Source organism: Rhodococcus sp. AD45-ID (assembly GCF_003023755.1).
GTDB lineage: Bacteria > Actinomycetota > Actinomycetes > Mycobacteriales > Mycobacteriaceae > Rhodococcus_F > Rhodococcus_F globerula.
The window spans coordinates 264,888-287,395 of sequence record NZ_PYHL01000003.1 but is presented as its reverse complement, the minus strand read 5'-3'; the positions used below and the strand labels follow the sequence as shown (position 1 = coordinate 287,395).

Genomic DNA, 22,508 nt, shown 5'->3' with positions numbered 1-22,508 from the left:
CGTTACTCGACGACACAACGCACCACACCCGCACCGGCGGGCAGGTCGGGCCGAACCAAAACCTTCACGTGCTCTATCTCGTCACCCGCGGCCGGGCGCAGCGCAGAGAACACCTCACTCACCGCATCCAGCCCGGCAAAGCCCGTGACCATCAATCCCGGATCGAAACGACGTTCCACGATATGTTCGAAAGTTCGGGAAAACGCTTGGTACGTAGGTTCTCCGCGCCCCGGACCACCCACGAATTCCAGACTCACATTCTTGAGAATCCCGATCACCGGTCGAATCGACTCGTGCTGCATTGCCGATCCGACAATCACAATGCGTGTGAACGGTGGAACGACAGACATCAAGGAACCCAGTAGATTCCGCGCTCCGGATGCTTCGAAGACAAATACTTCGGTATCTGCCGGAATCATTCCTGCAAGTGTGCTCAGGGGATCCGAGTGCCTCGGATCGACTGCCACGTCGGCCCCGTACGCCAAAGCCACAGTTCGTCGAAGTTCCGAAGGGTCGGATACGACGATGGGGTGGATGCCGCGTTCTGCCAACTCGATGACTGCGCCGAGTCCCACAGGCCCGCAACCGGTCACCACCGCGGCGGCGCCGGCAACGATCCGTGAACGCAGCACGGCGTTGACACCAGTAGCGAGAGGTTCGGTCACTGCAGCGGTAACCGGATCCACGTCCGGAGGGATGTGCAGGTGCCCACCAGCCTGGATAACAACCCTTTCAGCCAGCCCTCCGGGCTTCGAATTGCAGTATCCGACTGTATGAGTCAATCCATCGTCGTCAACGACCCACGGCAGAACCACCAGACGGTCACCGACTGCGTAGTCGACCACTCCGGTTCCCACCTCGGTCACCGTTGCAGTGAACTCGTGTCCGAATACCAGATCGTGTGCCGGATCGAACAGCGCTCCCGGTACGTCCGCCTCACGATGCGCAGCGAGGAAATCATCGGTGTGCTGCCAGGCCGACAGGTCGCTGCCGCAGATCCCGGTGGCTAGCGGCTCCACCAGAAGCTGATTCGGTCCCGGTGACGGCTCCGGAATGTCGGCAAGTATGACGTCTCCGCCTCGAAGCACTGCTGCCCTCATCTGATGTCCTCACGTCGCGAAGTGCCTACGATTTTGTCGGCCATTGTTCGAGATATTTCTGTACGGACATCAGCGTGCGCAAGGCTTCGGCGCCGTCGAATGCCCTGTGGTCGAAGGTCAATCCGAGTCGTGCAATGGGCCTGATGGTGAGGAGCTCGGATTCACCGTCGACGCTCTTTCGCGCGACGGGGGTACGCACGATGGCTGGTAGACCGATCGAGGCAACTTGCGGACGAGTCAGGATCGGAGTCGAGACCACGCCGCCGACACTTCCCGAGTTGCTGATCGTAATTGTTCCGCCCGAAAGATCCTCCGGCTGCGCGGAACCCGAGAGTATCGCACTACTGGTCGCGACTATTGCGTCCGACAGTGCCTCCAGTTCGAGATTCTGCGCATCACGTATGACGGGGACGATGAGTCCGTCAGGAGTGTCCACGGCAATTCCCAGGTTGACAGTGTTCCATCGCACGAGGTGCTTGTCCGTGAACGTGGCATTGGCATCCGGGTGGTCTGCGAGCGCCCGGCACAGTGCGTGACCGACAAAGGGAAGGAAACTGAGTTTCCCTTCACCTCGAGCTGATCTCTCACGGTTGATCTTCGCTCGGGCTACTGAGACCGCAGTGAAATCGACATCAACCTGCGCCGTCAATTGAGGAGCCGTATTCCACGATTCCGTCAGATTCTTGGCGATTGCCCTACGCAGGCGAGTGTGTTCGATAGCCGTGTAGGTCACCGCCTCGTATCCGGCTGGAATCGCCACGGTGTCAGCATCTTCCGGTACTCGATCCGTGGCTCCCGGCAAGAATTCGCTCCTGCTCTCCAGCGACGTATCAGTCGAGCCCGAATCGAGGCGGAGGCGTCGACTTCCTTCGGGCGGACGGTTGACCGGAGAGAACCACGATGCAGCCAACACCAGTGAATCGTTGGGTGGGCGAGAACCCTCGGCGACGACTGCCGCGGCCTCGCTCGCGAGAGCCCGATCCGGGGAAATCGGGGACGGACGCGCGATCGGATCCGATGCCGGCGCCGCCGGCGCGACATCTTCACCGGCTGCATCTTCACCGGCAATGGCTTGCGCGACGGCTACCGGGTCGGAGTCGAGTGAGGCAAATCGAGCAATGACGTCCCCGACAGGAACCTCCTGATCCACTGCGGCAACGTAACTGATGAGGATTCCCGAAGTTGGCGAGTCAACTTCGGTGTCGACTTTGTCGGTCGACACCTCACAAAGCGGATCGCCCTCGGCGACCCTGTCCCCGGGCTTGAGCAGCCATTCGGTGAGCAACGCGAATTCCACCGACCCCATGTGGGGCATGTGGACGTCGAATAGTGTGAGCATGGTGAATGTCCTCGTAGTCGAGTAATTAGTCGCGAACCAGGTGACGGGCTGTCTCGATGATGTCGGAAACACTTGGGAAGCAATGATCTTCGAGGAACCGACTCGCCGGAATAGGCGCATCCACAGAACCGAGACGCGCGATCGGAGCGTGGAGCCAGTAGAAGCAACGCTCCTGGATGAGCGCAGCGATCTCGGCGCCAGGACCAGCGGTTCTCGGCGCCTCGTGAACGATCATCGCCCGCCCGGTCCGCATCACCGACGCGATGATCGTGTCGTGGTCCAGCGGAACCAGCGTCTGCAGGTCAACGACCTCGAGTTCGATACCCTCCGCAGCCAGCACGAGTGCTGCTTCGAGCGAGCGAGGCACCATACATCCATAGCTGATGACGGTCACTGTGTCGCCACGCCGTGGAATCGATGCTTTACCCAAGGGCATTACGTACTCGGGATCGGTGAATACCTCACCCCGTTTGAAGTTGAGCTGCTTGCTCGGGTAGTACAGAACAGGATTTGGGTCCCGGATTGCGGCCTTGAGTAGGGCTTTCGCGTTGGCAGGATTGGACGGGACAACTGCTTTGAGTCCCGGAAAATGCATCGGTAGCATCTCCATCGAACCCGAATGTTCGGGTCCTGCACCACCGCTCGGCCCGATCGGCATAATGATCACAGCGGGAAGTTCGAATTGACCACCGTGCATATGACGCCACTTACCCAGCTTCTGAAAGATCTCGTCGCCGGCGATCAAACTGAAGTCGGCAAACCCCAACTGTACGATCGGACGCATTCCGGTCATGGCGGCGCCGGCAGCTGCACCCACCATGAATGCTTCGGTGATTCCGGTGTTTCGGATCCTGTCCAGGCCGAATTCCTCTACCAGGCCTCGGGTTCCGCCGAAGAATCCACCCGATGCGATGTCCTGCCCCATGAGAAACACCGAGGGGTCACGGCGCATCTCTTCGGCAATCGCCGCACCCTGTGCGGCCTCGTAGCTTTGCACCGTAGTTTCCGGAGCCGTGCGGTTGACAGACGTGTCGTCAGTGATAGTCATGCAAAAACGTCCTTCAAGATAACGGAGGGGTCAGGCAAAGGAGCGGCTTCTGCCTCGGCGAGCGCTTCGGCAACTTCCGCACGTGCTGCGGCGACGATCTGGTCGGCCAGCGCAGCATCGAGTCGAGAACGCATGATGTCCAACGGATCTCGGTACGTCGACAGGAAGTCTTCCGGGCGATACTTCTGCGCGTCGCCTTCCCAGTGTCCGCCGACGCGGGTGACGACTGCCTCGATCAACGACGGCCCCTGACCATCGCGCGCTCGATCAATCGCAGCCTTTGTCGCATGGTAGACAGCGACGGCGTCATGACCATCGACGCGAACTCCTGGAATCCCGTATGCAGTCGCGCGTTCGGCGATAGTGCGTGTCGGACTCACAGATTCAAATGGGGTGGTTACCGAGATTCCATTGTTCTCACAGAAGTAGACCAGCGGTAGTTTCCACCGCGATGCCTCGAGCAGAGTTTCATGGAAGGTGCCACGTGCCGCCGTCCCGTCGCCGAAGTCCGCCAGCGCAACTTGCCCAGTGCCTCTCATTTGCGCCGACAATGCCGCGCCTGCTGCCACCGGATACACCGAACCCAGCGTCGCACCCTCCCCCATGATTCCCAGCGCCGGATCTGCCCAGTGAGGAACGCCGGCGCCCTTTCCACCGGTAGAACCTGTCACCTTTCCAAGCAGGTCACCGATGATCGGCCCCATCGCCATCCCTTTGGCAAGCGGCCACGTGGCTCCCCGCCCCTGATAGAAGAGATAGTCGTCGTCTCGCATCGCTGCGACCGCTCCGGCGACAGCACCTTCCTGCCCTTTGCCCGGATGCCAGAATCCGGCAAATCCGTGGTCTCGGATGTGAATCTGCACGGCATCCTCGATCGCACGCGCACGGGCCATGACGGTAAAAATATCGACCGCCAACCGTGGGCCGAATGACTCCGGCTCCAATACTTCGGTCAGCTGTTCGCTTGTGTGCGTGGCCATTCCGATCTCCTTCTGCGGTTCGGTACGCAAGTACGAGGTTCGCGTCATTGACAACACGGCATCGATTGCGCCAATCGTGTGGCTGCTGTCACATCACCATATGTGGATCAAGTGATTCAATCAAGTGCATTCTCTCTATCGAACGAAACTCGCTCCGAAATCGGCGCGTCAGAACGCCGGAAATCAAGCCGAGACATCGCGATATGATGGGGTCAACAAACCGAAAGGTTGCGGAAATGCCACGATCCAGTCCACGCGACGGCGCAGCAACTCGCCGCGCCCTAATCGACTCAGCGGCAAAGCTGTTCGCAGCACAGGGAGTCGAGGCTGTCTCGATTCGAGCGATCAATGCCGAAGCCGGATTGGGAGCTGCGTCCGCGCACTATCATTTCGGATCCAAGGACGCGATCCTCGACGCCGTTCTCCTCGACTCCGGTGCCGAAGTACTCGCACACATTCATCGCCTGGCCAAGGACATGGTCGATTCCGACACCATCCCGACAGCGAGGCAGATCGTTGATCTCTTGGCACTGCCGTATCGCCAGTTCCTCGATCAGGCACCCGACAAAGGTGTTCGGTGGCTGACTATTTGCGGCCAACTCAGCCTCGCCAACGACCCCCGACTCTTCCCAGTCAAGGACGACACAGCAGAGCTGCTGCGCAAACTACTCGAACGCGCCTACCCCTCAGCCGACGAGACTGCGATCGAACTGAATTGGTCACTCACCGTGAACACGCTGATCGTGATGGCGGCACGATGGTCGGACGCAAGCATCGAGGGATCTCGCGCACTATCCAATGGCCGATTCGACACACTCGCGGATTTTGTCGCGGGCGGACTCGAATCGCTCATGCATCCAGCCCAGACCTAGCTTTGCGGATGGATTTTCCCAGGTAGAGCCGCGAATTCGTCACTCGCGCAGATTGCAATGACCGCTCATCGTGTGGCGAATTGTGAGTTCATTTTTAGTGGATCACTTGACAGAATCACTCGATCCATTTTACTGTGCCTCACATCACAAACATGCTTCAGTGAGTCTGCACACTCGCCGCGCCGACTGTCCCGCTCACTGCCCCGTCTTCCCGTCAGAAAGATGCAGGAGCCACGATGACCGCTCCATCCACGGATAATCCTTCCTCGACTCCATCGGAGCCTTCCTCCGACAACCCCACTCTCGCCATAGAGGGCGTGGGTAATCGATCAACCGCCGGCTGGATCGGAATCCTCCTGATCCTCTGTCTCCTGTCCGAAGAAGTCGCATACGCGTTCAATCTGGTGACGCCCGCACTCCCCAGCATGGCCGGTTCATTCGAGACCTCGAACATCGCTTGGGTATCAACACTGTTCACGCTCTCCGGCGCGATCAGCGCACCGTTGATCGGCAAGCTCGCAGATCGGGACGGCAAGAAGAAATGGCTTCTGATCGCAACCGCCTGCATGGCAGCAGGCTCGTTGATCGTCGCAATCGCGCCGACCTTTTCCGTGGTGCTGGTCGGTCGAACCGTTGAAGGGCTCGGCCTGGCAATCGTGCCGATAACCTACTCACTGATGCGCGACATCTTCCCGAAGCGGATGCTGGCGATGGCGGTCAGCATGACAACCGCCGGAATCGGTGTCACCACGATCACCGGCCCAGTCATCGCCGGAGTTTTGATCGACAATTTCGGATTCCGCGGAGTGTTCTTCGCCTTGGCACTCTTCCCGATACTCCTGGGAGCCTTGGTAATGCTCGTCGTTCCCGAGTCCCCGATCCGAGTGAAAACGTCCATCGACTGGATTGGTGGGATCCTGCTCGGGCTCTCGATCGCACTCCTCCTGTACGGCATCGGCGAAGGCGGAACGTGGGGCTGGACGTCGTGGAAGACACTTCTCTGCGCCATCGCCGCGGTGGCAATTTTCATCGGATGGGCTCGATACGAAAAGCGAATCGAGAACCCACTGATTGACATTGCAGTGCTGCGTGGTCGCGCTGTCGTGACGACACTTGTCGCGCAATTTACCGGCCAGGCCGTCATCGTTCTCCAATTCGTCCTGTTGTCTTTCATCGTTCAGACACCCATCGCCCTCGGCGTTACCTACGGGTTGGGTGAAAGCGCAAGCTACATGGCGCGGTTGACCACACCGGCAGGCGTGGCTACCGTCGCAATGGGGCTGCTTGTCGGCATAATCGCAGAACGTCGGGGCGCACGCCTGCCGAACTGGATCGGCTTCGCCTTGATGGCGATCGGCTCTGTGTCACTCGCTCTCTCCCACAAGGAATTCTGGCCAATACTGTTGGGATACCTGGTATACGCATTCGGCGCCGGTCTGATCAGTGCGGCAATCCCCAACCTCGTGATCGCAGCCGCGCCGGTCCGACTGCAGGCCGTCACAGCGTCGACGGTCAATGTGGTGGGATCCGTCGGCAGCGCGGTCGCTGTACAGATTGGATTTGCCATCCTCGCCCTGAACATTGCAACGGTTGCCGACGGAACACCTATTTACGCCGGAATTGGCTACACAACAGTCTATTTCGTGGCAGCAGGTCTGGCGATAGTCGGACTCGCCGCAACTCTCCTCATGCCCCATGGCCGAAAGCCCCAGTCGGTGGAAGCACTGACCTGATCTGAATCGACTACCTGAGAATTACCGTGACCTCACACTATGACGTCGTTGTCCTCGGAGCCGGCCCCGGTGGGTACGTCGCTGCTATCCGCGCGGCACAACTGGGCCTGAGCACTGCCATCATCGAGCAGAAGTACTGGGGCGGTGTGTGCCTGAACGTGGGCTGCATCCCGTCCAAGGCGCTTCTCCGCAATGCCGAACTCGCGCACATCTTCACAAAAGAAGCGAAGACGTTCGGCATGTCCGGAGACGTGTCCTTCGATTTCGGCTCCGCCTTCGATCGCAGCCGCAAGGTTGCCGACGGGCGAGTCAAGGGCATCCACTTCTTGATGAAGAAGAACAAGATCGCCGAATTCGACGGCAAAGGCACGTTCGCCGACGCCAACACCATCAACGTCGAGCTCAGCAAGGGAGGCACCGAGACGATCACGTTCGACAACGCGATCATCGCCACCGGTTCCTACACCAAGCTGCTGCCGGGCACCTCGCTGAGCGAGAACGTGGTGACCTACGAAGAGCAGATCCTCACCCGCGACCTGCCGGGCTCGATCCTCATCGTCGGCGCCGGCGCCATCGGCATGGAGTTCGGTTACGTCCTCAAGAACTACGGCGTCGACGTGACGATCGTGGAGTTCCTCGACCGGGCACTGCCCAACGAGGACGCCGACGTCTCGAAGGAAATCGCGAAGCAGTACAAGAAGCTCGGCGTCACCATCAAGACCGGCGCCGCTGTCCAGTCCATCAGTGACGACGGCAGCAAGGTCAGCGTTTCGATCAAGGACAACAAGTCCGGCGAGATCGAAACCGTGGTCGTGGACAAGGTTCTGCAGTCCGTCGGCTTCGCACCGCGCGTGGAGGGCTTCGGCCTCGAGAACACCGGTGTCGCCCTCACCGACCGCGGCGCCATCGCGATCGACGACTACATGCGCACCAACGTCGAGAACATCTTCGCCATCGGTGACGTGACCGCCAAGCTGCAGCTCGCACACGTCGCGGAGGCGCAGGCCGTCGTTGCTGCCGAGACCATCGGCGGCGCAGACACGCAGACGCTCGGCGACTACCGGATGATGCCGCGTGCGACGTTCTGCCAGCCGCAGGTCGCGTCCTTCGGGTTGACCGAAGAGCAGGCCAAGGCCGAGGGCTACGACATCAAGGTCGCGAACTTCCCGTTCGCAGCCAACGGCAAGGCACACGGTCTCGGTGACCCGACCGGTTTCGTCAAGCTGATCGCCGACACCACACACGGCGAACTGCTCGGTGGACACCTCATCGGACCGGACGTCTCGGAACTGCTGCCCGAGCTGACCCTGGCCCAGAAGTGGGACCTCACGGTCAACGAGTTGGCACGCAACGTCCACACGCACCCCACGCTCAGTGAGGCGCTGCAGGAAGCGATCCACGGCCTCGCCGGCCACATGATCAACTTCTGAAGAACTCCGATCGATCAGAAAGTAGTAGACCTCAGTGACAGCTACTGGCAGCACCGAAATCGACACATACACAGTCACCGATCCACCCCGAGAGTCCAATCCCTGGGTCGCCATGACTGCGATCGCTCTCGGTGTTCTCATCGTTTCGCTCGACGGAACGATAACGGCAGTGGCCAATCCAGTTCTTGTCGTCGATCTGGGAGCGAGTCTCTCTGGATTGCAATGGATTACCAACATCTATCTACTCGCGATGGCGGCAACACTCGTTCTCGCGGGCAAGTTGGGCGATCGCTTCGGGCGACGATCCGTGTTCCTTTCAGGAATCGTCGGCTTCGGGGTCGCATCGGCCGGAATTGCCTTGGCGCACAGCGTCGAGATGGTAATATTCTCCAGACTCGGTCAGGGAGTTTTCGGCGCACTGATCGTCACCAACGCCCTGGCATTGCTTCGGTCACTCTTCTCCGAAGCAACACTTCCGAAGGCACTTGCGGTGTTCGCCTCACTGATCGGCGCCTCCTCCGCCGCAGGCCCTCTGATCGGCGGATTGCTGATCGAACACACCAGTTGGCGATGGGCGTTCTTGATCAACGTCCCGGTGGCGGCGATATCTCTTGCTGCGGGATTGTTTCTCCTCCCCACCAGCAAGAAAATACGGAGTGCGAAGTTCGACATCCTGGGGTCGATCATGCTTACGGGTTCACTCCTCGCCGTAACCTACGGCCTTATCAAAGCCCCCGAAAGCGGTTGGGCTGATTGGCATGTCATCGGCTGGCTCGTCGGTGGCATTCTCGCTGGTTTATTCTTCGTCGAGATCGAGAGGCGAGCACCGGATCCCCTTGTACCGCTTCGCCTCTTCGCTGACCGATCAATCACACTCGGAGTTATCCTTACGATCATCTCCTTCTTTGCGCTTGTCGGATCACTGTTCTTCATTCTCTTGTTCCTGCAACAGATCAACGGCGACTCCCCTATGACTGCCGGACTCCACATTCTCCCGATGAGTGTCGCGAATGTTGCAGCTTCGAGCAGTTGCGGTTGGATCATCAAACGGTACGGCGCCCGTCCACCGCTGTTTGTGGGAATGTTGCTCAGCGCAGCGGGATTCATGCTATTCACTACGATCGAACCACACGGAAGCTACCTCTCCCTGGCAATCCCGTTTGTGGTACTGGGCCTGGGAATCGGGTTTGTGATGACAGCATCAGTTCAAGCAATCCTCGGGAATGCGGACGTCGCCGACGCCGGTCCCGCCGCAGGTGTCCATCAGACCTCACTTCAAGTCGGCGGCATCCTCGGGACCGCGGTACTCGGAGCCGTAATGGCATCGGTAACTGCACAGAAGTTCCACGAAACATTGGTAGACAACAATATTCCGAATAGTACTGCCGATCAGATCTCGGACGAGGCTGTTCGGGCAGTCGCCCAGGGAACCGCACCGACTGTGACGGGTGACGATCCGGCAACGTCGCACGTACTGCAATCTGCAACAGAGGTCGCATTCATGCACGGACTACACACCACCATGTGGGTGGGTGCCCTCGTTTCCCTCGTGGGAGTGTTCGTCTCGATAGGAATCCGACGAGGTCGAACGACCGAGGTATCGACACCTCTTCATTGATCCTGGCGCTCCGCCAGTTCCTCCCCCACATAACCGATTTCGAATTCATCCGTGGCGGAGCGATGTGGTAGCGGAATCACACTGAGCGAGCACGAAGTCATGCCTGCCCGCTCGACTTCTCGACAACCCACGCCGCGATCTGCGCCCGCGAGTTGAATCCGAGTTTGGTGAGAATGTGCTCCACATGGCCCTGGGCGGTGCGGAGCGAGATCACCAATTTGGCAGCAATCTGTTTGTTCGTCAGTCCCTGGGCGACGAGTTCGGCAACCTCACGCTCACGCTTGGTCAGCACCACCGACGACCCGGTGGGCGTTGTATCCACAGGTTGCCGGCCGAGCGCAAATGCGACCGCCTCATTCATGCTCATGAGTCGACCCTGACGACGTGCCGTCCCGAATGCCTTCTCTCCCAATGCACGCCGCGTCGTCGCTGCACTTTCCTCATGGTAAGGCTGCAGGGAGGGAAAGACGATCGTAATGCTGCCAACGGAGTGACCCAACTCCTCTGCTGCTCCCATCAGCACGGCGGCGCGTCGAGGATCCGGTTCCGCGGCGGCAATCCAGGCCAACACCTCCAGACATGCCGAGCAGGTGAGTGGATCGTTCACCTGCTCGGTGAGCTGCAACGCCTGCCCGAGCAACGCCACGGCACGATCTTGATCACCCTGCCGCCACACTGCGACAGCCATGGCCCACAGGGTGTACGACCGATAGACCGATTCCCCGTGAGATTCGCAGATCGCGAGCGCTTTTTCGTAACAGCCAACAGACCGCTTCGTTTCACCGAGCAGCTCGTACACCAACCCGAGTATCTGCAGCACGCCCACCTGAAGTGTGAGGTCACCACGGGTGTCGAACACCTCGAGTGCGCTCTCCAGCCCCGAGGATGCGCGGGGAAGATCATCGCGATAAAGCGCCAGCATCCCGTCCAACTGGTCGAGGAGTCCGTGAATAAGGGGGTCGGTGAGGTGCTCGGCAAGAGCGTGCCCCTCCTCCACCAACGCGGTTGCTGCCAAAAGATCGCCCTGCACCACTGCCAGGAGGCTGTCTGCGTGTATCGCCCAAATGCGTTCCACCGTGGGCTTTCCGGCGTCGCGGGCCAGGAAAGTATCGAGCCAATGCCGCGACTCGGTGTACAGACCGCGAGTCAGCGAGAAGTGATAAAGCGCGGTGGACATACTCAGTCCGGCGGCGACTCCGTCGTCGTTGTCGGAGAGGCAATACTCGAGCGCTTCCCGCATATTCGGAACTTCCCGGTCTAGCCGATCAATCAACTCGAGTTGCCGGGGACTGATCCATCCGGCTGCCGCGTCGAGCGCCAACTGCTGGTACCAGTCCCGGTGCCGACGACGCAGCACCTCGTACTCGCCGGCCTCGACAATCTTCTCCCGGCCGTAGTCACGGAGAGTCTCGAGCAATCGGAAGTGGACCACTGTGTCCGATTCCTCCCGGATCAGGATCGACTTGTCCACCAGCGACCCCAACGTGTCGAGCAGCCCCTCGGGTGTCAGGTCGCCACGACATATCTCCTCCGCCGCGTCGAGTTCGAAACTTCCCGCGAACACCGACAACCTGCCCCAGAGATGCTGCTCGCCGGGCGTACACAAGTCGTAGCTCCAGTCGATACTCCATCGCAAGGTCTGCTGACGCGTCGGCGCGCCCCGGCTGCCACTGGTCAGGAGCGTGTAACGATCGTCCAGCCGCTGCAGGATCTGCTCGGGCGACATTGCCCGCAGTCTGGCAGCCGCCAGCTCGATCGCCAGCGGCAGCCCTTCCAGACGCTGGCAGATCCGGGCTACCGTCGCCTTGTTCTCCTCCGTGATTTCGAAGCCGCGCACCGCAGCGGCCGCACGTTCGGAGAACAACGTCAACGCGTCGTACCGGGGCAAGCCCCGCAGCGACGGCTCCCGATCCGGGTCGGGGACCGCCAACGGGGACACTCGCAATACCGATTCCCCGCCGATGCCCAGGGGCTCGCGCGAAGTCGTCAGAATCCGCAGCTGCGGGCACGCGCGCAGCAGCACTTCGGCCAACGCCGCCACCGCATCGATCACCTGCTCGCAGTTGTCGAGAACCAGTAGCAATGTCCGAGTGGCCAGGAACTCCACCAAAATCTCCGACAACGGCCGCGACGACTGGTCGCGCACACCGAGTTCTGCGGCCACCGCGCCGACCACAAGCGACTCGTCGTGCAACTCGCCCAGCTCGACCAGCCACACGCCATCGGCGAAATCCCGCTGAACATTGCTCGCGACCCGCAACGCGAGACGCGTCTTACCGACACCACCGATCCCCGTCAACGTCACCAGCCGGGACACCGACAGCAGATTCTTCACCTCGGCCAGCTCGGTGCGACGACCGACGAAGCTCGTCAGCTCCAGCGGCAGATTTCTATCGGCTTTCCGAGCCACCGGAGATGCGGGTGGATGCCATCGCGCCGACGGCGGCTGCGGATCCCGTGGGTCGGCCCCTGGGGCGGCGCGTAGCGCCATCTCATCGACCGGCAAACCGCGGCGGACCTGCAACTCCCTAAGATTCTCACCGAGCACCGACGTAGAAGGACGGTCCCCTGGATCGCGGGACATTGCCTTCTCTATGACGGCACATACGTCGTCGGGGAAGCCGTGCTCGCGCATGTCGGGAACTGGCTGCGCGGTGATCCGTAGGAACTGGGCAACAACCTGCTCGCCGCTGCGGCGCTCGAATGCCGCGTGCCCGGTAAGGGCGCTGAACAGAGTGGCCCCGAGCCCGTACACATCCGAGGCCGGACTTGGCGGTTCACCACCGAGAACCTCCGGGGCAGTAAACGCGGGCGAGCCCGTGACAGTGCCGGTCGCGGTCTTGAAACCGTCTGCAATGTGTGCGATTCCGAAGTCCGTCAGGGCCGGTTCACCGTAGTCGGTGAGCAGAATATTGGCAGGCTTGACGTCGCGATGCAGAATGCCGAGTCGGTGCGCGGTCTCGAGCGCCCCCGCCATCTTCACCCCGAGCCGCAGGACTTCCTCCAGGTCGAGCGGCCCGTTCTCGCGAATCTTGGTGTCGACGGACCCTTGACGGTGGTAGGGCATCACCAGATAGGGGCGACCGGTATCGGTGGTTCCAACCTGCAGGACACCCACGATATTCGGATGCCCGGTCAGTCGCCCCATTGCTCGCTGTTCCCGAAAGAAGCGCGCCCGATTCTCCTCGTCGAGGTCGGCGGTAAGGACCTTCACGGCCACCGTGCGGTCCAGCCCGGCCTGCGTGCAGCGGTACACCACACCGAAGCCGCCGCGCCCGATCTCACGGGCATCGTCGAATCCCGCCTCTCGCAGCTCATCCGAAATGAACGGAAGCACGTCACGACGCGTTTGGAGTGGATCGTTCTCGTCCATGTGCTACTTCGATTCCGCGGCATCGTCGATGATGCACCGTCGCGTTACCTCTCGATAATGTGCCCACACGGGCCCGGCCGTCAACGCGGCGCACTTTCGCGACCCGGGCGCAGACGCCCCAAAAAAAGGAGTGCGGTCGGAACGGCCACAGGTGCCGATCAACATACGAAATGTGAGACATATCACTTCATTTTGATGATTAGTTTCAACCCACAATGCCCTACCTGCCACCTATGCAAACGTCCAGGTCAGTGCCCTGACATGTCGAATAGCGCCGACCGTGCCAGGGCTGTAGAACCGATAGCGAGACACTTCAATGTGACTTCGACCACGCCTAAAGTCCACGACCGATCGATAACACCCACTCGAATACCAGTTCTCGGGAAGAACCACGCGCACCAACCCCGACTTCATGAGTGAAGGACATGCATGCTGTTACCGATGGCACCCACCGATTCGCTATTTCTTCTCGGCGAGTCCCGCGAGAACCCGATGCACGTCGGTGGCCTGGCGATCTTCACCCCACCCGACGGAGCATCCGCAACCGACATGCGCGCGATGTTCGATATCGCCCTCACCGGCGGCAAAGTAGCCGAAGTGTTCCGTAAGCGTGCCCGGCGCTCCCTCACCTCGCTTGGCCAGTGGGGATGGGAAACCCTCGCCGACAACGAGATCGACATCGAGCACCATGTACGCCGCGACGCACTTCCCACCCCGGGCGGCATGACCGAACTCACCGCATTGATCTCGAGATTGCACGGCACTCTGCTCGACCGCAGCCGCCCACTATGGGAAATGCACTTGATCGAAGGGCTCACCGACGGCCGCTACGCCGTGTACACCAAGATCCACCACGCCCTCGCCGACGGAGCCAGCGCGATGAAACTGCTCCGCGAGAGCATGAGTGAAGATCCCCACCGTCGAAACATGTCCGCCCCCTGGCAGGTTCCGCACTCACTGAGATCGGTGCCGACACCTGTCGCGGCAAAGTCCAGCCCGCAAGGATCGTCCCTACCAGCAACCTTGTGGGGAGCATCTCGGGCCGCCGTCGGTGAGGTGGCCGGACTGATACCGACGACGGTCCGCACCATGGACCGTGCCGTACGCGGCAAAGGCAGCGCTGTCTCCGTGACCGCGCCCCACACGTTGTTCAACGTTCCGATCGGTGGAAGCCGCCACATCGCCGCCCGTTCCTTCCCTCTCGAACGGATCCGATTGCTGGCCAAACACTCCGACGCCACCATCAACGACATCATTCTGGCGATGTCCGCCGGGACCCTCCGCCACTACCTGCACGAGCGAGACGCGCTACCGTCCGCCCCCTTGGTTGCTATGGTCCCCGTGTCATTGCGCGCCACCGACAACGCCGACGATCGCACCGCTGGCGGTAATCGCGTGGGACTACTCATGTGCAACTTGGCAACTCACCTCGACAACCCCACAGACCGACTCGACGTGATACGCAATTGCATGAATGAAGGAAAAGACTCACTCCGCGCGATGAGTCCCGCCCAGGTGCTCGCCATGAGCGCCCTCGGAATCGCTCCCCTCGGAATGGAAATGCTTGTCGGGCAGCGGGGACCGCAGCGGCCGCCGTTCAACATCATCATCTCCAATATTGCCGGTCCGCGTACACCGTTGTACTGGAACGGATTCCGTCTCGACACCCTCCACCCGCTGTCGATCCCGACAACCGGACAAGCTCTCAACATCACCTGCACCAGCAGCGACGATCAGATTTCATTCGGGCTGACCAGCTGCCGAAGAACCGTTCCGGACCTCAACCCCCTGCTCGATCACCTGGGCACCGAACTCGAACTCCTCGAAACCGGCGCCGGCCTGTAATCCACCACTCCTGCAACGATCGCCACATCCGCAACCAGGACAGGGACATTCACCATGGGCTTCCAGATTCCGCAATCCTCGACATCCCCGATTACCGCCACGCACTCTGCCCCACGCAGTGGAGCAATCAGTACCGCAGAGATCAAAGCTCGGATGGAGGTCATGTTCGCCGACCGCGATCGGGACCGCAGGGCAAGAAATACCATCTGACACGGACTTTGAATCTTGGTGTTCTGTTTCTATAGAGAACATGCACACCGATACGACAACAACCCGACGCCGAACTCTGCGTCGCCTCGCGACGATTATCGGGGTGGCGGGAATCGTCGTCGGGCTTGTTGCCTGGATCGCAACGCGTCTGGCCGTAGAGCGCAATGTGGTGATTGTTCTGGCGTCCTTCGCCCCGGTGGCGATGTTTGCACCCCTGATCGGTGGGATGGTGGCAGGCTTCGGCCGACGCTGGATCCTGTGCGCAGGATCGGCGGTAGTCCTTGGCCTGTTCGCGTGGTCGGTGGGTCCGCTGTACGTGGGTGGGCCGACCGGCGCCGTGCACGGACCGTCCATTCGAATCATGCAGGCGAACCTGATGGTCGGTTCAGCGGACCCGGAATCTCTGGTTGCCACCGTCCGCGACCGCAATGTGGATGTGTTGACGGTGCAGGAGTTGACGTCAGGTGCGGCCGAAGCGCTGAAAACCGCTGGGCTCGAGGATGTTCTGCCCCACCAGTTCTTGGTTCCCTATGGCGGCGGCGGAGGCGGAGCGGGAATTTACAGTCGCTTCCCTCTGTCCGCCACACGAAGTTTGGACGGCTTCTCCCCCGAAACCCTAGCGGCCGAGTTGAATGTCGGCCTGGCGCAGCCGGTCACACTGTTTGCCGTCCACACCGCACCGCCGTACATCTCGCCCGCCTCGGTCTGGGCAGCGGAACAGCGCACGCTCGGCAGCTACCTGGCCGACGTCGACGGTCGCGATAACGTCATAGCGAGCGGAGATTTCAATGCAACTTACTCACACAAGGAGTTTCGTGATCTCCTCACGAACGGGTACGCCAGCGCAGCCGATCAGGTAGGTGCGGGGCTGATCCCGACCTACCCGACCGACAAGCCATACCCCGCAATAGTCGGCATCGACCACATCCTCACCAGAGGCCCGGTGGCGACGTCACTCGACCGTATCGACGTCAAAGGATCCGACCATCACGGTCTGATTGCCGACATCACGCTGGCGTGAAAGCTAACTGAGCAACCGAGCTTTTGCCGCCGCAAATTCTTCGTCGGACAAGACTCCCGATTGATGCAGTCGACCTAGTTCCTGCAGCTTCGAGACAAGGTCGTCACCGGCCGGCGGCGCTGCCGGGGCAGCCTGTTGCTGCGGCGGCGGCGCCTGTTGCTGCTCGTACTGCTCATACTGCGCCTGCTGCTCGCTCGCCTTCCGCTGGCTACGCCGATCCATGGCATTGGACGTCGCCTTTGCCGTTCCAGCCACCACTGCTGTGCGCGCGACGGTGCCGAGCAATCCCGGCCGTCCTCTGCGTCCACCTCGAAAAACCATGCTGATCTCCTCTGCTTTGGACGATGCCTGAGCTACCTAGAGCGCCGCAGCGACTGCGGCCACTACGACGTCGTGTGGGATCTGAACATGGAGAACTACCTCGCCACCGCCTGCTCGGGCCTTGGTGGTGAAGTCTCGCGCCCACGTCTGCTCGTAGACGATGACTGCCGCTGAGGTACCTGGTTCCAGGGACTCACGAACCACGTCGAGATCCTCGTCGCTGATCAGAGCCTTTGCCTCGATCGACAGGATCGCCAGGCCGATGTCGGTGAGGTCTTCGTCGACGTCGACCTGCCTGATGCTGCCGTCGAGATCTTTGGCGATGTACACGAGATCGAGCAGGGTCACGAACCCACGCTCGACGATATTCTGCAATGCGGCGACGGTATCCGGGTCCACTCTCGAACCTGGAAACCCCAGCACCACCAATTCAACCGGGCCGATGTCCAATGGATCGTTCATCCATCAAGGGTGGTACGAGCGCACATGCACTCGCTTCACCCGTCGCGGATGAATTACTGCCGACGACCTCGGATGACCTCGCGCATCGGACGGAACCGAACTCCGTCTGCCTCGAGTTGGCGTCGGGCTTTGCCCCGGGTGACAAGCACACCGATGATGCCGAGAATCCAGACCGGGTACTGAACCAACCAGGCCACCCGGAAGCCGTCGAAGGTATAGCCGCCCATGTGGCCGAGAATCACACCCATCACCTGGATCACGATCAACGACGCCAGGAATCCACCGATATTGACCATTCCCTGAGCGGTGCCCATCGACGAACTGGGATTGGACGTGCGGGCGTAGTCGAAGCCGATCACCGAACCCGGACCGCCGATTGAAATCACGATGATCAATATCGTCAGCAACCACAGCGGTGACGGTTCGCTGCGGGCCAGCACGATCGTCCACATCACCGCACTGCTCACCATGATGGAAAGAACGAGCCAGGATCGGCGCATCGGGTAGCGGCCGGTGAGGATGCCGAGGATGGGGCCCGCGACGATGGCGGAGATCACCGACAGTGTCAGTAGCGAACCGACTGTTGCGGCGTCGAGGCCTTGCGCCGACGACAGGTACGGAACTCCCCACAACAACGCAAATGTCGTGATCGAGAATTGTGTACCCATGTGACTGAAGAACCCGAGGCGTGTGCCCGGACGCATCCAGACCGTCTTGATCTGGCGACCGATCTCCTTTGCCCCGGCGGGAACCGTGACTATTTCAGCTCCCGGCGGGGAATCACGTATCAGGCTGAGCGCCAATGCAAAAGCGAGTAGCCCCAAGCCTGCTGCGCTGCCGTAAGCCAGCGTCCAACCGGTGCCGGTCAGCAGCAACATGAACGGCAGGGCCGAAAGTACTTGTCCCAGTTGACCGAGAATTCCCGTGAACTGCGACACTAGTGGCACCTGCCGCGGTGGGAACCACTGCGGAACCAGTCGAAGCACGGAGATGAAGGTGAGAGCATCGCCGGCCCCGACCGCGATGCGTGCGCCAATCGCGACGGGCAGCGATTCCGTGAACGCCAACGTCAGCTGCGCACACGTCAGGATGAATGCGCCGACGCCGATCATGATGCGAGAGCCGTATCGATCGAGCAGCACTCCCGCCGGGATCTGCATACCCGCGTACACCACGATCTGCAGCACTACGAAACTGGACAGCACACTGGGAGTAATCGAGAAACGTTCTGCTGCAGCCAGACCCGAGACACCAAATGAAGTGCGGTGAAGGACGGCGATTACATACGCGAATACACCGATACCCCAAACCAACCACACTTTTTTCATCGCGCAGTTATCTTACTAGTAGTTCGCCAGGCTTACGGCTTTGACTACTCGCGGCCTTGCGAGATCCAGTTAAGATCTGCCGAACGCTCCCCTTCGGTGATGGCCGCAAGCGCGTCGAGTCGGGCGATCTGATCCTCGGTCAGCACGATGTCCAGTGCGCCGGCGTTCTCGCTCACGCGCGCCGCAAAACGGGTGCCGGGAATGGACACCGACGGCAGACCGTAATGCCGTCCCTTGGCGTCGAGCCACGCCAGTGACACCTGCGCCGGAGTGGCTCCCGATTCGACGCCCACGTCGCGCACGACGTCGAGCACCTTCTGGTTGGTGGCAAGCGCGGAGTCCGTGAACCGCGGGAAGCGTCGACGCAGATCGTTCTCGCCCCACTCACTGGCGTCGAACGACCCTGCAAGGAACCCTCGTCCCACGGGAGAGAACGGAACAAATCCCACACCGAGTTCAGCGGCGGCGGGCACCACCTTGTTCTCCACGTCGCGACTCGAGATGTTCCATTCGGACTGAATCGCGGAGATGGGATGGACCGCATAGGCGCGGCGCAGTTCGTCTCCCGTTGCTTCCGAAAGCCCGATGTGGCGGATCTTGCCGGCCTTCACCTGCTCTGCCATCGCGCCCACGGTGTCCTCGATCGGAACGCTCGGATCAACACGATGGAGGTAATAGAGATCGACGTGGTCGACGCCGAGTCGACCGAGCGATTCCTCGAGTGCCTGTGCCACGTAGGCCGGATCGCCGTTGATCCCCCGCTGACCTGCCGACATGCCGCCAACCAACCCGAACTTGGTGGCCAACTGAACCTCGTCGCGCCGACCTTCGAGCAATTTACCCACGGCCCGCTCGCTCGCACCGTCGCCGTAGATGTTTGCAGTGTCGATGAAGGTGATCCCGATATCCACCGCATGATGAAGCGTCGCGAGTGCTTCTGCCGGATCCACCGGGCCGTACACGGGGGCTACCGACATGGCGCCGTAGCCCTGCGCGCTGACGGTCAGACCTTCGGCCAGGGTGACGGTGGAAACAGGCATGAACACTCCTCGAGATCGAATGAAGGAACAACCCTCACAGTGTGTACCGAAACTACCGGCGGCGCATTCAGGCCAGGACAGCAAGCTCCGGCAACCCCGCCACCACAACGGCGAGGTTGTAGCCTGTCATCCGCAATTCACCGTTGTCTCCGGTTCTTGCGTACTCCGCATGCCCGAAGGCGCGTTCATGTTTCACGCCGTCGGGGGTGATTCCCTCCGCTGTGGACAATCGCTGAAACTCCGTACGCGTCGGATCACCACCGAAGCGCCCGAAGCCGGCAATACTGTCCCCTTCGGCCTTCATGACGTAGACGTGCCGATCCGCGATCCCGAGATCCGCCTCCACCTTTGCTCGCACACCCGGAGATCCGTAGAACACCACATCGTCGACCGATGCACTTGCACCCCGTTGCAGCGCAAGCGAAGTCGCGAGAGATCCGTAGGAATGACCGAGTGCGGTGATGTGCACATCCAGCTTCGCAGCGCCCGCTCGCAGGCCGTGAAAGAAGCTCCCCAGTGCATCGGCCGCGATACCCGCTTTGGCGGAACGGCTCACGTCGAAGCTTGCCCGGCCAAGGTCGAATTTTCCGGGGCCGATGACTTGAGGGGCGTCGTATCCGATCCAGGCGATCGTGGCAACGCTTTCGTCACGTCCGGCACTGTGGAGCTGACGCTGTGCCTCGTCGCGCAATCGTGTTGCCTCCCCGACCATTCCGCGCAGTGAGTCTTTGACATTGGTGTTGAGCCCCGGAACGGTCACGGCAATGTGATCAGCCGTATCCGGATCGCCGATCGCTATCGCGGCAAACCCGCGCTCGCCGGAACGCATATCCATCAGGACCAGCTTACGATCGGGTTGTTCGTGCAGGAGCTCGTCCAGCGCATTCAGATCCTCGAGTTTCCGCTGCGCATACCAGAGGCCCGCACCGGTATTGCTCAAACGCCCACCGAAATATTCGCGGTGCAGTTCCTGAGAGATACGCACCGAATCATCTTGTAGCCGTGCCCGTTCGGCCTGCACACGTCGCAGATTCACCGGACTGCGCACACCTGTCGGGATACCGTCGAGATTCGCAATCAGATCCGGCGCGCGCTGCACTATTTCTCGTCGGCGCGCCGGACTGAAACCGCGCCACTCTTCGTTGACACGAAAAGCCTTGTCCCGCAGATCCGTACCCACCTGCGACCGCACGGACAGTGCGTGGTGCAGATCCGCGGATACCAGCAGAGCTTCCCCGATCAACTCACGCGCGGCAGCCGAGAGCAGCTCTGCGTGAACGTGAAGGGGATGCCCTTCGGCAATGGGAGCGACTGCCGATACCGAACCGTCTTCGCGGATCTGTAATTCGTCGGAGGCAGCCTCCCTGCGCAACAAGTCCAGCCGTCGTCGCATGTCTCGAACACGGTGCGCAACCAGGACACCCTCGAGTCCTCCGGCAAGTTGTTCTAGTGGTTCGACGTCCCACACGTCGATGTCAGTGAGATCCACTCGGGTCAGGACGAACGAGCAGCGATTCGAGCCTGAACCTCGGGTCGACGCAACGGCGGGACGGTTTGGGGTGGCTGCTTGCGCGGCGGCAGTGCACTCAGCAAACGCGTCGTGGTTTCGGTGACCTCCCGAACTGCCTGTTCAAAGGCATCACGGTTGGCATCGGAGACCTTGGCAATCCCACTCACCTTACGTATGTATTGGCGAGAGGCTGCCTCGATCTCCTCCGCTGTGGCAGCTGGTTCGAGTCCTCGGAGTTCGGTGATGTTTCGGCACATAGTTCGACGATAACCGCGCTCAGCCACCTCGTCACGGACCGATACACGAATGCATCCAAATGGCCACGCAAACCCAAGCATCACGGTAGTTTCAGTAAAATTCTCCCCAAGTGACTGGAAGTGGCCACATGGACTCAGCTCTCACATCGGTCGGTCTTCCGATTGCACTCGCGATCATCATGTTCGGCCTCGGACTCTCACTGACCCTCGAGGACTTTGCCCGTGTCGCAAAAGCACCCAAAGCAGTCTCGATCGCCCTCGTCTGCCAGTTGATACTGCTGCCGGCCGCCGCGTTCGGGCTTGTCACCGCCTTCGATCTCGATCCCCTGCTCGCTGTCGGCATGATGCTCCTGGCAGCATCGCCAGGCGGCACCACAGCCAACTTGTTCAGCCACCTCTTTCGCGGCGATGTTGCGCTCAATGTGACACTCACAGCAGTAAATTCAGTGATCGCGGTCGTTACCCTGCCGGTGATCACCAACTTCGCCCTCGGCTATTTCGAACCTACCGACGCCGACGGCACCCTCGGCCTCCAGTTCACTAAGGTTGTGCAGGTTTTTGCCGTCGTCCTGATTCCGGTGGCAATCGGGATGTGGGTTCGCCTGCGCAGTAGCGCTTTTGCCCAGCGAATGGACAAGCCGGTGCGCATCGGGTCGGCGATCGTGCTGGCGCTGGTCATAGTTGGCACTGTCATATCGGAGCGCGAGAACATTGCGGACTACCTCGTCGACATCGGAGTTGTCGCAGCACTGTTCTGCCTGCTGAGTCTGTCGATCGGATACATCGTTCCCAAGCTTTTCGGTATCGAGGACCGCCAAGCCATTGCCAGTTCGATGGAAATCGGGATCCACAACAGCACCTTGGCCATCACCATTGCCGTCAGCTTGATGGACAACGTGCGTCTGGCAGTACCGGCCGCGGTCTACGGCGTCGTCATGTTCCCGTTGGCAGCGGCATTCGGTGCGGCCATCACGCGAAAATCTCGAAACATGGCCGAGATCGACTGAGATCAGCCTGTTTT

The 22,508-nt window shown here is 60.8% G+C and carries 18 protein-coding genes; 7 read left to right on the top strand and 11 right to left on the bottom strand.

The window, feature by feature from the left end:
* Positions 1-2: 2 nt before the first annotated feature.
* From C7T36_RS25410 to C7T36_RS25395, 4 genes are read right to left on the bottom strand one after another with little or no spacing between them, the layout of a single operon-like run.
* Positions 3-1,100, bottom strand: coding sequence for an alcohol dehydrogenase catalytic domain-containing protein (locus C7T36_RS25410; RefSeq protein WP_045068582.1), 1,098 nt, complete (start codon positions 1,098-1,100; stop codon positions 3-5).
* 25 nt (positions 1,101-1,125) lie between these two features.
* Positions 1,126-2,439 carry a dihydrolipoamide acetyltransferase family protein gene (locus C7T36_RS25405; protein WP_045068579.1) on the bottom strand — a complete coding sequence of 438 codons (1,314 nt, stop codon included), beginning with the start codon at positions 2,437-2,439 and terminating at the stop codon, positions 1,126-1,128.
* Between the two features lie 25 nt (positions 2,440-2,464).
* Entirely contained in the window at positions 2,465-3,487 is a 1,023-nt protein-coding gene (locus tag C7T36_RS25400; protein ID WP_007735418.1) for an alpha-ketoacid dehydrogenase subunit beta, read from the bottom strand.
* Positions 3,484-4,467 (bottom strand): thiamine pyrophosphate-dependent dehydrogenase E1 component subunit alpha, encoded by a 984-nt coding sequence (locus C7T36_RS25395; RefSeq protein WP_045069660.1) that lies wholly within the window; start codon positions 4,465-4,467, stop codon positions 3,484-3,486. Before C7T36_RS25395 ends, C7T36_RS25400 begins: the two co-directional genes overlap by 4 nt.
* 236 nt (positions 4,468-4,703) lie before the next feature.
* On the opposite strand from C7T36_RS25395, the gene C7T36_RS25390 reads away from it, so the two are divergent.
* The 4 genes from C7T36_RS25390 to C7T36_RS25375 all read left to right on the top strand — a co-directional run bounded on the left by C7T36_RS25390 (position 4,704) and on the right by C7T36_RS25375 (position 10,120).
* Positions 4,704-5,339 carry a TetR/AcrR family transcriptional regulator gene (locus C7T36_RS25390; RefSeq protein WP_045068575.1) on the top strand — a complete coding sequence of 212 codons (636 nt, stop codon included), beginning with the start codon at positions 4,704-4,706 and terminating at the stop codon, positions 5,337-5,339.
* Between the two features lie 236 nt (positions 5,340-5,575).
* Positions 5,576-7,072 (top strand): MFS transporter, encoded by a 1,497-nt coding sequence (locus tag C7T36_RS25385; RefSeq protein ID WP_239654764.1) that lies wholly within the window; start codon positions 5,576-5,578, stop codon positions 7,070-7,072.
* 26 nt (positions 7,073-7,098) lie between these two features.
* Positions 7,099-8,502 (top strand): dihydrolipoyl dehydrogenase, encoded by a 1,404-nt coding sequence (lpdA, locus tag C7T36_RS25380; RefSeq protein ID WP_033235567.1) that lies wholly within the window; start codon positions 7,099-7,101, stop codon positions 8,500-8,502.
* Positions 8,503-8,536: 34 nt separating this feature from the next.
* On the top strand, positions 8,537-10,120 hold the full coding sequence (locus C7T36_RS25375; RefSeq protein WP_239654763.1) for an MFS transporter: 1,584 nt from the start codon (positions 8,537-8,539) through the stop codon (positions 10,118-10,120).
* A 97-nt stretch (positions 10,121-10,217) separates the two neighbouring features.
* Here C7T36_RS25375 and C7T36_RS25370 read toward each other — a convergent pair whose 3' ends face one another.
* The gene (locus C7T36_RS25370; RefSeq protein ID WP_045068569.1) at positions 10,218-13,493 is read right to left on the bottom strand and encodes a protein kinase; all 3,276 of its coding nucleotides are present in this window, start codon (positions 13,491-13,493) and stop codon (positions 10,218-10,220) included.
* A gap of 429 nt (positions 13,494-13,922) precedes the next feature.
* On the opposite strand from C7T36_RS25370, the gene C7T36_RS25365 reads away from it, so the two are divergent.
* The gene (locus C7T36_RS25365; protein WP_033232385.1) at positions 13,923-15,338 is read left to right on the top strand and encodes a wax ester/triacylglycerol synthase family O-acyltransferase; all 1,416 of its coding nucleotides are present in this window, start codon (positions 13,923-13,925) and stop codon (positions 15,336-15,338) included.
* A 250-nt stretch (positions 15,339-15,588) separates the two neighbouring features.
* On the top strand, positions 15,589-16,569 hold the full coding sequence (locus C7T36_RS25360) for an endonuclease/exonuclease/phosphatase family protein (RefSeq protein WP_045068567.1): 981 nt from the start codon (positions 15,589-15,591) through the stop codon (positions 16,567-16,569).
* A gap of 3 nt (positions 16,570-16,572) precedes the next feature.
* Here the strand turns inward: C7T36_RS25360 and C7T36_RS25355 are convergent, their stop codons facing one another.
* From C7T36_RS25355 to C7T36_RS25330, 6 genes are all read right to left on the bottom strand, one after another.
* The gene (locus tag C7T36_RS25355) at positions 16,573-16,890 is read right to left on the bottom strand and encodes an SHOCT domain-containing protein (RefSeq protein WP_045068564.1); all 318 of its coding nucleotides are present in this window, start codon (positions 16,888-16,890) and stop codon (positions 16,573-16,575) included.
* 36 nt (positions 16,891-16,926) lie between these two features.
* Positions 16,927-17,352: a DUF6325 family protein gene (locus tag C7T36_RS25350; protein WP_045068561.1), complete on the bottom strand. Its 426-nt coding sequence runs from the start codon at positions 17,350-17,352 to the stop codon at positions 16,927-16,929.
* 53 nt (positions 17,353-17,405) lie between these two features.
* On the bottom strand, positions 17,406-18,680 hold the full coding sequence (locus C7T36_RS25345) for a nitrate/nitrite transporter (protein ID WP_045068559.1): 1,275 nt from the start codon (positions 18,678-18,680) through the stop codon (positions 17,406-17,408).
* 44 nt (positions 18,681-18,724) lie between these two features.
* Positions 18,725-19,720, bottom strand: a complete 996-nt coding sequence (locus C7T36_RS25340; RefSeq protein ID WP_045068557.1) for an aldo/keto reductase — start codon at positions 19,718-19,720, stop codon at positions 18,725-18,727.
* 67 nt (positions 19,721-19,787) lie between these two features.
* The gene (locus C7T36_RS25335; protein WP_033232392.1) at positions 19,788-21,209 is read right to left on the bottom strand and encodes an alpha/beta hydrolase; all 1,422 of its coding nucleotides are present in this window, start codon (positions 21,207-21,209) and stop codon (positions 19,788-19,790) included.
* Positions 21,210-21,214: 5 nt separating this feature from the next.
* Positions 21,215-21,487: a DUF2277 domain-containing protein gene (locus tag C7T36_RS25330; protein ID WP_033232393.1), complete on the bottom strand. Its 273-nt coding sequence runs from the start codon at positions 21,485-21,487 to the stop codon at positions 21,215-21,217.
* Between the two features lie 128 nt (positions 21,488-21,615).
* Here C7T36_RS25330 and C7T36_RS25325 point away from each other — a divergent pair, with 128 nt between their 5' ends.
* Positions 21,616-22,494, top strand: coding sequence for a bile acid:sodium symporter family protein (locus tag C7T36_RS25325; RefSeq protein WP_033232395.1), 879 nt, complete (start codon positions 21,616-21,618; stop codon positions 22,492-22,494).
* The last annotated feature ends 14 nt before the right edge of the window (positions 22,495-22,508 follow it).

Coding starts and splice junctions, on each gene's coding strand:
- C7T36_RS25410 (WP_045068582.1), bottom strand. CDS start 1,100: ATGAGGGCAGCAGTGCTTCGAGGCGGAGACGTCATACTTGCCGACATT.
- C7T36_RS25405 (WP_045068579.1), bottom strand. CDS start 2,439: ATGCTCACACTATTCGACGTCCACATGCCCCACATGGGGTCGGTGGAA.
- C7T36_RS25400 (WP_007735418.1), bottom strand. CDS start 3,487: ATGACTATCACTGACGACACGTCTGTCAACCGCACGGCTCCGGAAACT.
- C7T36_RS25395 (WP_045069660.1), bottom strand. CDS start 4,467: ATGGCCACGCACACAAGCGAACAGCTGACCGAAGTATTGGAGCCGGAG.
- C7T36_RS25390 (WP_045068575.1), top strand. CDS start 4,704: ATGCCACGATCCAGTCCACGCGACGGCGCAGCAACTCGCCGCGCCCTA.
- C7T36_RS25385 (WP_239654764.1), top strand. CDS start 5,576: ATGACCGCTCCATCCACGGATAATCCTTCCTCGACTCCATCGGAGCCT.
- C7T36_RS25370 (WP_045068569.1), bottom strand. CDS start 13,493: ATGGACGAGAACGATCCACTCCAAACGCGTCGTGACGTGCTTCCGTTC.
- C7T36_RS25365 (WP_033232385.1), top strand. CDS start 13,923: ATGCTGTTACCGATGGCACCCACCGATTCGCTATTTCTTCTCGGCGAG.
- C7T36_RS25360 (WP_045068567.1), top strand. CDS start 15,589: ATGCACACCGATACGACAACAACCCGACGCCGAACTCTGCGTCGCCTC.
- C7T36_RS25355 (WP_045068564.1), bottom strand. CDS start 16,890: ATGGTTTTTCGAGGTGGACGCAGAGGACGGCCGGGATTGCTCGGCACC.
- C7T36_RS25350 (WP_045068561.1), bottom strand. CDS start 17,352: ATGAACGATCCATTGGACATCGGCCCGGTTGAATTGGTGGTGCTGGGG.
- C7T36_RS25345 (WP_045068559.1), bottom strand. CDS start 18,680: ATGAAAAAAGTGTGGTTGGTTTGGGGTATCGGTGTATTCGCGTATGTA.
- C7T36_RS25340 (WP_045068557.1), bottom strand. CDS start 19,720: ATGCCTGTTTCCACCGTCACCCTGGCCGAAGGTCTGACCGTCAGCGCG.
- C7T36_RS25330 (WP_033232393.1), bottom strand. CDS start 21,487: ATGTGCCGAAACATCACCGAACTCCGAGGACTCGAACCAGCTGCCACA.
- C7T36_RS25325 (WP_033232395.1), top strand. CDS start 21,616: ATGGACTCAGCTCTCACATCGGTCGGTCTTCCGATTGCACTCGCGATC.